Source organism: Pseudomonas sp. EZ-C24 (assembly GCF_014525325.1).
GTDB classification, from domain to species: domain Bacteria; phylum Pseudomonadota; class Gammaproteobacteria; order Pseudomonadales; family Pseudomonadaceae; genus Aquipseudomonas; species Aquipseudomonas shirazensis.
The window spans coordinates 1-12775 of the sequence record NZ_JACDIU010000012.1 but is presented as its reverse complement, the minus strand read 5'-3'; the positions used below and the strand labels follow the sequence as shown (position 1 = coordinate 12775).

Genomic DNA, 12775 nt, shown 5'->3' with positions numbered 1-12775 from the left:
GTTCGTAGCCGAGTACTCTATCCAGCTGAGCTATGAGTCCATGTCTTGCCGCGCATTATAGATCGCTTTACCGATTTGCCAAGTACTTTTTCGTTTAATTTCAACGACTTAGTAATCTTGGCCAGTTGAAGCGCCCTAAGCGAATAATGGCGGTGAAGGGGGGATTCGAACCCCCGATACCCTTATGAGGTATACTCCCTTAGCAGGGGAGCGCCTTCGGCCACTCGGCCACCTCACCGCAACACGGGGCGTACTATAACCAGAGCCCTCCCCGTTTGCAAACCCTTTTTTAAAAAAAATCTGATAAAAATTAAAGGGTTGGTTCTTCGTCCTTCTCTTTCTTGATTCGCAGGTAGATTTCTTCGCGGTGAACCGCGACTTCCTTGGGCGCGCTAACGCCAATTCGTACCTGGTTGCCTTTGACACCCAGGACCGTAACGGTGATCTCACCGTCACCAATGATCAGGCTCTCGGCGCACCGACGAGTCAGAATCAACATAGCTTTCTCCTTACGCAGTTCAATCAGGGACAACAGTCTGAGGTAGCGCGCTGGCTGCGGGACGCACAGTCAGCGTGTGTGGCCGCCAGAGAGGACAGGACAGGGCCCATCCGGCGGCCGGAAACGCGAAGGGCGCGGCAAGCCGCGCCCTCCTCCTGACTACGCGTTACTCGCCTTGGCGGGCAGGCGCATCCAGCTCGAAGGCGGTGTGCAGGGCGCGCACGGCCAGCTCGAGGTACTTCTCTTCAATGACCACCGAAACCTTGATCTCGGACGTGGAGATCATCTGGATGTTGATGGTCTCCTTGGCCAGCGCTTCGAACATGCGGCTGGCAACGCCGGCGTGCGAGCGCATGCCGACGCCGACGATCGATACCTTGGCAATCTTGGTATCGCCGATCACTTCACGGGCGCCGATCTCGCGCGCAGTGTTTTCCAACACCTTGTGCGCCGCTTCGTACTCGTTGCGGTGCACAGTGAAGGTGAAATCGGTGGTGTTATCGTGGGCAACGTTCTGCACGATCATGTCGACTTCGATGTTCGAAGCGCTGATCGGGCCGAGGATCTTGAAGGCAACGCCTGGGGTATCCGGCACGCCACGAATGGTCAGCTTGGCTTCATCACGGTTGAAGGCGATACCGGAAATGATCGGCTGTTCCATGGATTCCTCTTCATCAATGGTAATGAGGGTACCTGGACCCTCCTTGAAACTGTGCAGCACGCGCAACGGAACGTTGTACTTGCCAGCGAATTCGACAGAGCGGATCTGCAGCACCTTGGAACCGAGGCTGGCCATTTCCAGCATCTCTTCGAAGGTGATCTTCTCCAGACGGCGCGCTTGCGGTACCACCCGCGGGTCGGTGGTGTAGACACCATCGACGTCGGTGTAGATCTGGCACTCGTCAGCCTTCAGCGCGGCCGCCAGGGCCACACCAGTGGTGTCCGAACCGCCACGACCGAGGGTGGTGATGCTGCCGTTCTCGTCGACGCCCTGGAAGCCCGCCACGACAACCACACGGCCAGCCTTGAGGTCGGCACGAATCTTCTGGTCGTCGATCTGCAGGATGCGCGCCTTGTTGTGCGCGCTGTCGGTGAGAATGCGCACCTGGTTGCCGGTGTAGGACACCGCCGGCACGCCACGCTTGATCAAGGCCATGGCCAGCAGGGCAATGGTCACCTGCTCGCCAGTCGACACGATCACGTCCAGCTCACGCGGAACCGGCTTGTCGCTAATCTGCTTGGCCAGGTCCAGCAAGCGGTTGGTCTCCCCGCTCATGGCCGACAGGACCACGACCAGGTCATCGCCTGCCTCGCGGAATTTCTTGACCTTGTCGGCAACCTGCTCGATCCGCTCGATGGATCCGACAGAGGTGCCGCCAAATTTCTGTACGATCAACGCCATTTCAAAGCTGCCTCTGCCCGTGATGGGCACCCAATAAACAATCCAACCTGAAACGGCCCGCTATCACTAGCGGGCCGTTTCATCTCAAAGCCGCTGTTCGGCGAACGGCACAGCCAGGGCCAGGGCACTGTCCAGTGCAGCGACGTCGACGCCGCCACCCTGGGCCATGTCCGGACGACCACCGCCTTTACCGCCAACCGCCGCAGCGGCCTGCTTCATCAGATCGCCGGCCTTGAGTTGGCCGGAGAGGTCTTTGGTCACGCCAGCCACCAGCACGACCTTGCCCTCATGCTCACTGCCCAGCAGGATCACTGCGTGGCCGAGCTTGTTCTTCAGTTGATCGACCAGCGCCAGCAGAGCCTTGCCATCCTGCCCGTCAAGGCGAGCGGCGAGAACCTTGGCGCCTTTGACCTCAACGGCTGTGTTGGAGAGATCATCTCCGGCAGCGCTGGCGGCCTTGGCCTGCAGCTGTTCAAGCTGTTTTTCCAGCTGACGGTTGCGCTCGAGCACCGCCGCCAGCTTGTCGATCAGGTTGTCACGGTTACCCTTGACCAATTGCGCAGCTTCCTTGACCTGCTCTTCAGCAGCGTTCAGGTAAGCCAGTGCCGCAGCCCCGGTGATCGCTTCGATACGGCGCACGCCAGAAGCCACGCCGCCTTCGCTGATGATCTTGAACAGGCTGATGTCGCCGGTGCGCTTGGCATGGATACCACCGCACAGCTCCACCGAAAAATCACCGCCCATGCTCAACACGCGCACGCTGTCGCCGTATTTTTCGCCGAACAATGCCATTGCACCTTTGCGCTTGGCGGTTTCGATGTCGGTCTCTTCGGTTTGCACCTCGGAGTTCTTGCGCACTTCGCGGTTGACGATGTCTTCCAGCGCCTTGAGCTGCTCTGGCTTGACCGCCTCGAAGTGGCTGAAGTCAAAGCGCAGGCGCTGGCTGTCGACCAGCGAGCCTTTCTGCTGGACGTGATCGCCGAGCACCTGGCGCAGCGCCGCGTGCAGCAGGTGAGTCGCGGAGTGGTTCAGCGAGGTGGCGTGCTGCACTTCGGCATCCACCTGCGCTTCAACTTCGGCGCCTACGCGCAGCGCGCCAGTGGCGACTACACCGTGGTGCAGGAAAGCACCGGCAGTCTTGGTGGTATCACGCACATCAAAGCGCACGTCGGCGGCCTGCAGGTAGCCGGCATCGCCAATCTGGCCGCCGGACTCGGCGTAGAACGGCGTGCGATCAAGCACCACCACGCCTTCGTCGCCTTCATGCAGCTGCTCGACGGCTTGGCCGTCCTTGTACAGCGCGACGACCTTGGCCTGGGCCGTGGTTGCCTGGTAGCCGAGGAACTCGGTGGCAACATCGACCTTGACCAGGCTGTTGTAGTCCATGCCGAAGGCACTGGCGGAGCGGGCGCGCTCGCGCTGGGCTTCCATCTCGCGCTCGAAACCGGCTTCGTCGATGGTCAGCTCGCGCTCACGGGCGATGTCGGCGGTCAGGTCCATCGGGAAGCCATAGGTGTCATACAGCTTGAACACCACGTCACCCGGGACGGTAGTGCCCTGCAGCTGGGCCAGGTCCTGCTCGAGGATGCGCAGGCCCTGCTCGAGGGTCTTGGCGAACTGCTCTTCTTCGCTCTTGAGGACGCGCTCGATGTGCGCCTGCTGGCTGCTCAGCTCAGGGAAGGCCTGGCCCATCTCGGCGACCAGCGCAGCGACGATCTGGTAGAAGAAGCTGCCCTTGGCACCGAGTTTGTTGCCGTGACGGCAAGCGCGGCGAATGATCCGGCGCAGCACGTAGCCGCGGCCTTCGTTGGACGGCAGCACGCCATCGGCGATGAGGAAGCCGCACGAACGAATATGGTCGGCGACGACTTTCAGCGAAGGCTGGCCGTCGTTGCTGCAACCGATGGCCTGGGCTGCGGCTACCAGCAGGTTCTGGAACAGGTCGATCTCGTAGTTCGAGTGCACATGCTGCATCACCGCACTGATCCGCTCCAGGCCCATGCCGGTATCCACCGACGGCGCTGGCAGCGGGTGCAGGACGCCATCGGCGGTGCGGTTGAACTGCATGAAGACGTTGTTCCAGATCTCGATGTAGCGGTCGCCGTCTTCTTCTGGCGAGCCGGGTGGGCCACCCCAGATATCGGCGCCGTGGTCAAAGAAGATCTCGGTGCACGGGCCGCATGGGCCGGTGTCGCCCATGGTCCAGAAGTTGTCCGAAGCGTAAGGCGCGCCTTTGTTGTCGCCAATGCGCACCATGCGCTCTGCCGGCACGCCGATTTCCTTGGTCCAGATGTCGTAGGCTTCGTCATCGCTGGCGTAGACCGTGACCCATAGTTTTTCCTGGGGCAGGTTCAGCCACTGCGGCGAAGTCAGGAAGGTCCAGGCATAGGTGATCGCGTCACGCTTGAAGTAGTCGCCGAAGCTGAAGTTGCCCAGCATTTCGAAGAAGGTGTGGTGACGCGCGGTGTAACCGACGTTTTCCAGGTCGTTGTGCTTGCCGCCGGCGCGGACGCACTTCTGGCTGCTGGCGGCGCGGGTGTAGGCGCGCTTTTCCTGGCCGAGGAAGCAGTCCTTGAACTGGTTCATGCCGGCATTGGTGAACAGCAGGGTCGGGTCGTTGCCCGGGATCAGGGAGCTGGAGGCAACACGGGTGTGGCCCTGCTCCTCGAAGAAGCGAAGGAAGGCTTCACGGATTTCTGCGCTTTTCATAGGTTCTTCCACGGAAACGGCGGCCGTTAAGGCAAACACGTCGAAACGACGGCAAAGGGCCGCATTATATCGGTCCTGCAAGCTGGATGCAGTGTGTTTATGCGCCCTGAAAGGTCGTTTGCGGGCAATTTCAGGTCAGCACGGCTAAAAACTTGAAGTGGATGCTAAGGCGAGGGTTTGGCCGCTGGCAAGCCAATTACCGCTGGGGCAGGGAAAATCAGCCAGGATGCGCCGCTCGAGGCTGGCCGCGCAGCGCGCAGCCTGCGACAAATGGTACGGATCAGCTCAGGCGCTGGCCCGAATCGGGCACGATCAGAATGCCCGCACGCAGGCCGTTGCGCACCTTGGGGTTGGGAAAAATGATCCGCGCGCCCTCCTCCTCGACGATCCAGCGAGTTTCAGCCAGATCTTCGGCCAGCAGATAGCCCTTGCTCAGTTCGGAGAAATTTTCGATGTCATCCGGCAGGTGCAGGTGGAAGTGGTCGCTGTGCTTGATGATTTCGCGGGCCACGCTGAACAGTTGCAGGCCGTCGAAACTGTTGTCGACCGCCGGCTCCTTGCCTTCGATGATCTGCACCAGGCGCTTGTGCAAACGATCAAGGTTGACCTCTTCGTTCTGCCCGAACGGGCGCGCCTTGCCCAGTTCCAGGGTAAACGCCTCGGCTTCGAGCTGTTCGTAGGTGAAGGCACTGAAGGTGATCGAGGTCTTGCTCTGCAGCAACACCGCCTGCATCCCGGCCTGGCTCAGGCGCGCCAACTCGCGGCGCGAATGCTGGCGGCCGTCCTTGTACGGGTACAGGGCAAACTGCTCGATCTTCGAGCCGCGGATCGCGGTGTGCAGGTCGTAGTGCAGTCGATTGCGCCCAGCCACGCTGAAGAACGTGCGGGCGTACTGCTCCAGCTCGGCAGCACGCAGCGCTTCGAAACCGCTCGACGATTCGTGCCGACCGTTGAACAAGCGGTTCAGGTCCTGCTCAAGGTAACGCTGGCCTGCACGCATCGCCATTGGGCTGCCAAACAGGAACAGGACCCGCGCCTGCGGCACGATCTCGCCCCTGGCGATGCCCTGCAGCAATTGATCGAGCAACTCGATCGGCGCGGTCTCGTTACCGTGAATACCCGCCGACAGCAGCAGGTGCAAGGTGCCGTCGTCCACCTTCGGCGGCGTCACTTCCAGCGCGCCCTCCCCCAGCCAACGCAGGCGCAGACCTGCTGATGTCGATTGAGTCTTCTCGCCCGGCTCACGGCCGCCAAGCGTCAGGTCAAGCAGTTTGCCGAGGGCGAGCATAGGCACATCCTTAGTGGTGGTGACCGCAATCCGGGCCGTGCACGTGGCCATCCTCATCGTCGTCGCCCAGCTCAGCCGGCTCCATCTCCAGCTGCAGGCTGACCAGGTTGGTGGCCATCGGGCGCAGCAGCAGGTTGGCGAACTCGGCATCGCCTTCAGCGACATCCACACCGATCAGCAGCTGGCCGCGGCCGTCCTGCTGAATCCAGACTTCCTTGCCCTGCCAGAGCACGGCAAAGCGCGTGCAGGAGGTTTCCAGTTGGGTGCCATCATCGTCTTCCAGGATCAGGCGCAGGGCGTCAGACATTACGTAATTCTCTCTTCAGGGTTGGCGTTGGAACGGATAGACCGAGCCCAGCTTGAGCAGTTGGGTCAGGTCATCCAGGGCCGTACGGCATTCGGTGAGCAGTTGCGGGTCGGCCAGGTCGCTGTCGGTCATGCGATCGCGATAGTGCCGATCGACCCACTGGATCAGGCTGTCGTACAGCGGCGCCGACATGATAACCCCTGGATTGACCGCCGCCAGCTCGGATTCTTTCAAGGCCACGCGCAGACGCAGGCACGCCGGGCCGCCGCCGTTCTGCATGCTCTGCTTGAGATCGAACACCTTGACCTCCTTGACCGGGCCACCCTGGCTGGTCAACTGGCTCAGGTAGTCCCAGACGCGCGGGTTGTTGCGGCACTCTTCCGGCACCACCAGCAGCATCGAGCTGTCTTCGCGTGACAGCAGTTGGCTGTTGAACAGGTAGGAACGTACCGCGTCCTCCACTGCCACCGCCGCCCGTGGCACGCAGATGCCCTGGAACTTGCCACCCTTGCCGGCCAGTTTAGCCTGCAGCTGGGCAAGCACCGTATCAGTCTCGAGGAAGGCATCCTCGTGGTAGAACAGCACTTCGCCGTTACCTACTGAAATAACGTCGTTATGGAACACGCCCTGGTCGATCACCGCTGGATTCTGTTGAGCGTAGACCACCCCATCAGCACTGAGGCCGTGCAAGCGAGCGACGGCCTGCGAAGCTTCCAGGGTCTGGCGTGCCGGGTACTTCTGCGGCGCCGGGTAGCGGCTGTCGAAGGCACTGCGGCCGTACACAAAAAACTCTACGCCGGGCTCGCCATAGCTGCGACAGAAGCGCGTGTGGTTGGCCGCGCCTTCGTCACCAAACTGGGCCACCGCCGGCAGCGCCTGGTGGTGGGCGAATACCTGCTCATCGGCGAACATCGCCGCCAGCACGCGGCTGGTGGTCGGATGCTCGATGCTGCGGTGATACTTGCAGTTGAGGTTGGCGGCAGTGAAATGCACGCGACCATCGGCAGTGTCGGCGCTCGGGCTGACCGTTGCCGCGTTGGCCACCCACATGCTCGAAGCCGAGCAACTGGCAACCAGCAAGGGCATGGCCTCCTGGGCAGCGCGACGGATCACCTCGGCGTCACTGCCGCTGAAGCCGAGCCGGCGCAGGGCAGCAACGTCCGGGCGCTCCTGCGGGGCGAGTACGCCCTGCTTGAAGCCCATGTCGCTCAGCGCCTTCATCTTGGCCAGGCCCTGACGCGCCGCTTCGCGCGGGTTGGAGCACTGCTGGCTGTTGCTCTGCGAGGCCACGTTGCCGTACGACAGGCCGCCGTAATTGTGGGTCGGCCCTACCAGGCCATCAAAATTCACTTCATAGGATTTCATCGGCAAGGCTCCGAGACCATTTGTTATAGGGTGACGCCCGGCGTCAATGTCGCCGGCAAGGCGAGGCTGGCGGTCTCCAGCGATGCCACGGGGTAAGCGCAGTAGTCGGCCGCGTAGTAAGCGCTGGCGCGGTGGTTGCCGCTGGCGCCGACGCCACCGAATGGCGCACTGCTGGCGGCCCCGGTGAGCTGTTTGTTCCAGTTGACGATACCGGCGCGGCTACGCAGCCAGAAGTGCTGGTAGCGCGCATGCGAGTCAGACAACAAACCGGCGGCCAGGCCGTATTGGGTGGCGTTGGCCTGGTCGATCGCGCTGTCGAAGTCGGCGTAGCGAATGACCTGCAGCAATGGCCCGAAGAACTCTTCATCAGGGCGCTCTGCAACGCCTGTGACATCGATGATGCCAGGCGTCAGCAGCGCCGCACCTGCTTGCGGCTGAGTCATCGCCAGCAGCGCCAGCGCACCCTTGCCGATCAGCGCTTGCTGAGCATCAAGCAGGGCCTGGGCCGCCGCCAGGGAAATCACCGAGCCCATGAACGGCGCGGGTTGCAGGTCATAGGCGCCAACCGTGATGCTGCGGCAGACCTCGACCAGCCGCGCCAGCAGGCTGTCACCCCAGGCGCCCTCGGGCACCAGCAAGCGACGCGCGCAGGTGCAGCGTTGGCCGGCAGAAATGAACGCCGACTGAATGATGGTATAGACGGCCGCGTCGAGATCCTTGACCTGATCGACCACCAACGGATTGTTGCCACCCATTTCCAGCGCCAGAATCTTTTCCGGGCGCCCGGCAAATTGCTGGTGCAGCAGGTTGCCGGTGCGGCTGGAGCCGGTGAAGAACAAACCGTCGATACCAGCATCGGCAGCCAGCGCCACGCCAGTCTCACGGGCGCCCTGAACCAGATTGAGCACACCCGCAGGCAAACCCGCCGCGATCCAGCATTTGACCGTCAGCTCGGCCACTTTCGGGGTCAGCTCACTTGGCTTGAACACCACGCAGTTACCGGCCAGCAGCGCCGGCACAATATGCCCGTTGGGCAAATGGCCAGGGAAGTTGTACGGGCCGAACACCGCCACCACGCCATGGGGCTTGTGCCGCAGCACGGCAGTCGCATCGCCAAGCGGGCCGCTTTTTTCACCAGTGCGTTCACGATAGCTCTGCACCGAGATCGCCACCTTGTTGACCATGCTGGTGACTTCGGTTGCCGACTCCCACAACGGTTTACCGGTTTCTTCACCGATGCAGCGGGCCAGGTCGTCAGCATGGGTCTTGAGCTGCTCGGCGAAGGCTTCCAGCACCGCGATGCGTGCTTCCAGACTGAGCAGGGCCCAGGCCGGGAACGCCTCGCGAGCCGCACTTACTGCGGCGGCAACCTGGCCAGCAGCAGCGCCCTGCCCCGCCCAGACGAGCGCCTGGGTGACTGGGTTCAGCGACTGCAGCGCCTCACCCTGGCCAGCCTGCCATTGCCCTGCGATGTAATGGGTCGTCATCACTGCGCCTCCCGACTGGCGGACAAGGTGACTGCGCGCACGTGGTCACCCACGCCCAGGCGCAGGCGTTTCGCCGTCAGCGCGTCGACCACCAGCGTGCCGGCCGCCAGCCGCGCTGGCGCTGCGGTGATGCGGCAGTCTTCGCGTTTGCGGTTGTGGATCAGGTACGGCGTGGCGTCATCGCCTGGAGTGCCTACTGCCAGCACCAGATTCTGGCTTTCGCGCACGGCACGGATCTTCGCCGTGTCGCATTCGATTGCCGGGCCTGCATCGAAGATGTCGACGTAGCCCTGGTAGTTGAAACCTTCGCGCTCGAGCATGGCCAGCGCCGGCTCGGTGTCGGTGTGTACCCGGCCGACCACACTGCGTGCAGCCTCGGAAAGGAAGCACGTGTACAGCGGGAACTTGGGCATCAATTCGGCGATGAAGGCCTTGTTGCCCACGCCGGTCAGATAGTCAGCCTGGCTGAACTCCATCTTGAAGAAGTGCCGGCCCAGCGACTCCCAGAACGGCGAGCGGCCTGCGGCGTCGGAGATCCCGCGCATCTCGGCGATGACCTTCTTGCCGAACAGCTCAGGGAACTCGGCGATGAACAGCATGCGCGCCTTCGACAGCAGGCGGCCGTTGAGGCCGTTGCGGTGATCACTGCGCAGGAACAACGAACACAGCTCGGAGTTGCCAGTGAGGTCGTTGGCCAGGAACAGGGTCGGGATCTCGCGGTAGATATTCAGCTCCTGCGAAGCGCTGACGGTCAGGCCGACCCGGTAGTTGTACCAGGGTTCACGCAGGCCGACGGCACCGGCGATGGCGCTGATGCCGACCACCAGGCCTTCGTCGTTTTCAAGCACGAACAGGTAATCGGTGTCGGCCCGCCCGGCCTCACCGGTGAAGCTCTTTTCAGCCCAGCGCACGCGCTGAGCCAGCCGCTCTTCGTTGGCCGGCAGGGTAGTCAGGCCAGTGGTACCGGCGCTGCGCGCCATTTCGATGAGCGCGGGTAAATCGCTGCTGCGTACAGGACGAACGATCATGCTATCTCCTTGAGCGGCGGTCTGTGCCGGCCGCAAGACGGGTGCGGGTCGCGAGCGCTGGCGCTATGGCCAGGCCGGTCAAACAGCGACCAGGCGCACGCTGGCACCTTCACCGACGCCCAGGGCATCGGCCGCTTCACTACTCAGGCTGACCGGCTTGCCCGGCACCCAGTCCAGCTCCAGCAACACGGCGCGGTAGTCCTGCAACTGGCCATTGCAGACCAGGTACGAGCGGCCACCTTTGACTGTGGCCTCGTCGAGCTTGACCGGGACTACTCGGCTCTGGCTGATCGAGCGGATCCCCGAGGCACGTGCGTGCAGGGTCGGGCCACCGTCGAAGATGTCGATGTAATGCTCGGTCTCGAAGCCTTCACGCATGAGGATGTCGAAGGTGATCTGCGCCCGCGGATGCACCTGACCCATCGCCTCCTGAGCGTGGTCCGGCAGCAGCGGTACATAGATCGGATAATGCGGCATCAGCTCGGCGAGGAAGGTCCGGCTCTTCAGCCCGCACAGGCGCTCGGCGTCGGAATAGTTCAGGTCGAAGAAGTTACGCCCTATCGAATCCCAGAACGGCGACTCGCCCTGCTCGTCGCTGTAGCCGACGATCTCGGTAACCACCGAGTCGGCAAAGCGCTCCGGGTGGGCGGCCATGAACAGCAGGCGGCCGCGCGAATTGAGCTCGGCAAAGCCGCTGGCCACCAGCTCCGGCAGCACGTAGAAGCTGGTCAGCAGGCTGTTGCCGGTGAGGTCGTGGCACAGCGACAGGACGTGGATCTTGTTGTGGATCTTCAGCTCGCGCGAAGCATGCACAAAGGTCTCGTTACGAAAGCTGTAGAACGGCTCCGAGTAGCCCGCCGAGGCGACGATGGCCGAGCAGCCGGCCAGCTTGCCGGTGCTGGTGTCTTCGAGCACGAAGAAGTAGCTCTCTTCGCCATTGAAGCTGACCTCGGCGGCAAACGAGGTTTCCGACGCGGCAATCTTGTCGCCCAGACGCGCAGCGTCATCAGGCAGCGAAGTGACACCAACCGGGCTGTCCGCAGCCATGCGCTGCACTTCATTCAGGTCAGCCATTTGCGCGGGGCGCATTACCAGCATGGTGTCACTCCTTTCGGGAATACGGGCCGCACAGCGTGGTGCGGCAAAACGGCGGGTGCCCGCCTGAGACAAGGCACCCGCGCTGGAATTCTGCTGTCGCCGCTGGCACTGCTGACAGCGGCGACAGAATCGCTGTATGTCAGCCTTGCAGCAGCTTGGCTACCGCGCGTTCGAAGCGGTCCAGGCCTTCGTCGATATCGGCATCCTCGATGACCAGGCTCGGTGCAAAACGCACTACATCCGGGCCAGCCTGCAACACCATAAGGCCCTCTTTCTCGGCGGCGTTGAGCACGTCCTTGGCCTTGCCTTTCCAGGCATCGGTCAACACGCAGCCGATCAGCAGGCCGACACCGCGGACGAGGCTGAACAGCTCGATCTTCTCCAGGCGTGCCTTGAAGCGCTCGTGCTTGGCAGTGACAGCGGCCAGGGTCTGCGGGGTGTTGATCACATCCAGTACTGCACAGGCCACGGCGCAGCCGAGCGGGTTGCCGCCGTAGGTAGTGCCATGAGTACCGGCGACCAGATGCTTGGCAATGTCGTCGGTGGTCAGCATGGCGCCGATCGGGAAGCCGCCGCCCAGGCTCTTGGCGCTGGAGAGGATGTCCGGGATCACGCCGTAATGCTGGTAGGCATACAGGTGGCCGGTACGGCCGACCCCGGTCTGCACTTCGTCGAAGATCAGCAGCGCGTTGTGCTCGTCACACAGCTTGCGCGCACCTTCCAGGTAAGCCAGGTCAGCCGGCACTACGCCGCTCTCACCCTGGATCGGCTCGATCACCACCGCGCAGGTCTTGTCGGAGATCTGTGCCTTGAGCGCTTCAAGGTCGTTGTACGGCACATGACTGATGCCAGTGATCTTCGGGCCGAAGCCGTCGGAGTACTTCGGCTGGCCACCGACGCTGACGGTAAACAGGGTGCGACCGTGGAAGCTGTTCACGGTGGAGATGATTTCGTGCTTGTCCGGGCCGAAGCGATCATGGGCAACCCGACGGGCCAGCTTGAACGCAGCCTCGTTGGCCTCGGCGCCGGAGTTGCAGAAAAATGCCTTGTCGGCAAAGGTCGCGTCGACCAGCTTGTGCGCCAGACGCAACGCCGGCTCGTTGGTGAAAACATTGGATACATGCCAGAGGGTATTGGCCTGCTCGGTCAGTGCCTTGACCAGCGCCGGATGGCAATGACCCAGGGCGTTTACCGCGATGCCGCCGGCAAAGTCGATCAGTTCGCGGCCCGCCTGGTCCCAGACTCGAGAGCCCTCGCCTCGCACCGGAATGAACGCCGCCGGGGCGTAGTTGGGAACCATGACCTGGTCGAAATCGGCACGTTGCACCGGGGCTTGCTCAACGGACATCTGAGTCTCCTGAAGAGAAACGCTGGCCTGGGATTGGCGAGCGATGGGGGGATTGTAAGGACTGATCAGCGCCTGTCCTTGCGGCCAAGCGACAACTTGTTACAGCGCTAAACCGTGTTTCACAGAGGTTTTCGGCAATGCGACAAACACTGTCGCAATCGCGCAGTGTAAAGGAGCGAGGAACTGTCGGGGAGAGGTGGCGGGTAATTGAGAGAACAGTTGTTCACATGATAGTTGGGGCCGT

At 62.5% G+C, this 12775-nt stretch carries 10 protein-coding genes and 1 tRNA gene; all 11 read right to left on the bottom strand.

What is annotated here, in order from left to right; genetic code table 11:
- Positions 1-147 precede the first annotated feature (147 nt).
- Positions 148-238: transfer RNA gene (locus IDM28_RS06860), tRNA-Ser, on the bottom strand.
- A 72-nt stretch (positions 239-310) separates the two neighbouring features.
- Positions 311-499 (bottom strand): carbon storage regulator CsrA, encoded by a 189-nt coding sequence (csrA, locus tag IDM28_RS06855; RefSeq protein ID WP_043209419.1) that lies wholly within the window; start codon positions 497-499, stop codon positions 311-313.
- Positions 500-665: 166 nt separating this feature from the next.
- Positions 666-1901: an aspartate kinase gene (locus IDM28_RS06850; protein WP_101317730.1), complete on the bottom strand. Its 1236-nt coding sequence runs from the start codon at positions 1899-1901 to the stop codon at positions 666-668.
- 84 nt (positions 1902-1985) lie between these two features.
- Positions 1986-4610 carry an alanine--tRNA ligase gene (gene alaS / locus IDM28_RS06845; RefSeq protein WP_188035607.1) on the bottom strand — a complete coding sequence of 875 codons (2625 nt, stop codon included), beginning with the start codon at positions 4608-4610 and terminating at the stop codon, positions 1986-1988.
- Between the two features lie 280 nt (positions 4611-4890).
- A complete protein-coding gene (gene astE / locus IDM28_RS06840) occupies positions 4891-5898 on the bottom strand; it encodes a succinylglutamate desuccinylase (protein ID WP_188035606.1) in 1008 nt (335 codons plus the stop codon).
- Positions 5899-5908: 10 nt separating this feature from the next.
- Entirely contained in the window at positions 5909-6205 is a 297-nt protein-coding gene (locus IDM28_RS06835) for a topoisomerase II (RefSeq protein WP_101317724.1), read from the bottom strand.
- A 15-nt stretch (positions 6206-6220) separates the two neighbouring features.
- Positions 6221-7570 carry an N-succinylarginine dihydrolase gene (gene astB / locus IDM28_RS06830; protein WP_188035605.1) on the bottom strand — a complete coding sequence of 450 codons (1350 nt, stop codon included), beginning with the start codon at positions 7568-7570 and terminating at the stop codon, positions 6221-6223.
- Between the two features lie 23 nt (positions 7571-7593).
- Positions 7594-9060: a succinylglutamate-semialdehyde dehydrogenase gene (gene astD / locus IDM28_RS06825; protein WP_188035604.1), complete on the bottom strand. Its 1467-nt coding sequence runs from the start codon at positions 9058-9060 to the stop codon at positions 7594-7596.
- Positions 9057-10085: an arginine N-succinyltransferase gene (gene astA / locus IDM28_RS06820; protein ID WP_101317718.1), complete on the bottom strand. Its 1029-nt coding sequence runs from the start codon at positions 10083-10085 to the stop codon at positions 9057-9059. The genes astD and astA overlap by 4 nt, the downstream gene beginning before the upstream one ends.
- A 78-nt stretch (positions 10086-10163) precedes the next feature.
- Positions 10164-11183 carry an arginine/ornithine succinyltransferase subunit alpha gene (gene aruF / locus IDM28_RS06815; protein WP_150569802.1) on the bottom strand — a complete coding sequence of 340 codons (1020 nt, stop codon included), beginning with the start codon at positions 11181-11183 and terminating at the stop codon, positions 10164-10166.
- Positions 11184-11322: 139 nt separating this feature from the next.
- Entirely contained in the window at positions 11323-12531 is a 1209-nt protein-coding gene (locus IDM28_RS06810) for an aspartate aminotransferase family protein (protein ID WP_181088168.1), read from the bottom strand.
- Between the last annotated feature and the right edge of the window lie 244 nt (positions 12532-12775).

Excerpts from the sequence above, each read along its gene's own strand:
- astA (WP_101317718.1), bottom strand. The coding sequence starts at position 10,085 with ATGATCGTTCGTCCTGTACGCAGCAGCGATTTACCCGCGCTCATCGAA.
- alaS (WP_188035607.1), bottom strand. The coding sequence starts at position 4,610 with ATGAAAAGCGCAGAAATCCGTGAAGCCTTCCTTCGCTTCTTCGAGGAG.
- csrA (WP_043209419.1), bottom strand. The coding sequence starts at position 499 with ATGTTGATTCTGACTCGTCGGTGCGCCGAGAGCCTGATCATTGGTGAC.
- astB (WP_188035605.1), bottom strand. The coding sequence starts at position 7,570 with ATGAAATCCTATGAAGTGAATTTTGATGGCCTGGTAGGGCCGACCCAC.
- aruF (WP_150569802.1), bottom strand. The coding sequence starts at position 11,183 with ATGCTGGTAATGCGCCCCGCGCAAATGGCTGACCTGAATGAAGTGCAG.
- IDM28_RS06850 (WP_101317730.1), bottom strand. The coding sequence starts at position 1,901 with ATGGCGTTGATCGTACAGAAATTTGGCGGCACCTCTGTCGGATCCATC.
- IDM28_RS06835 (WP_101317724.1), bottom strand. The coding sequence starts at position 6,205 with ATGTCTGACGCCCTGCGCCTGATCCTGGAAGACGATGATGGCACCCAA.
- astE (WP_188035606.1), bottom strand. The coding sequence starts at position 5,898 with ATGCTCGCCCTCGGCAAACTGCTTGACCTGACGCTTGGCGGCCGTGAG.
- IDM28_RS06810 (WP_181088168.1), bottom strand. The coding sequence starts at position 12,531 with ATGTCCGTTGAGCAAGCCCCGGTGCAACGTGCCGATTTCGACCAGGTC.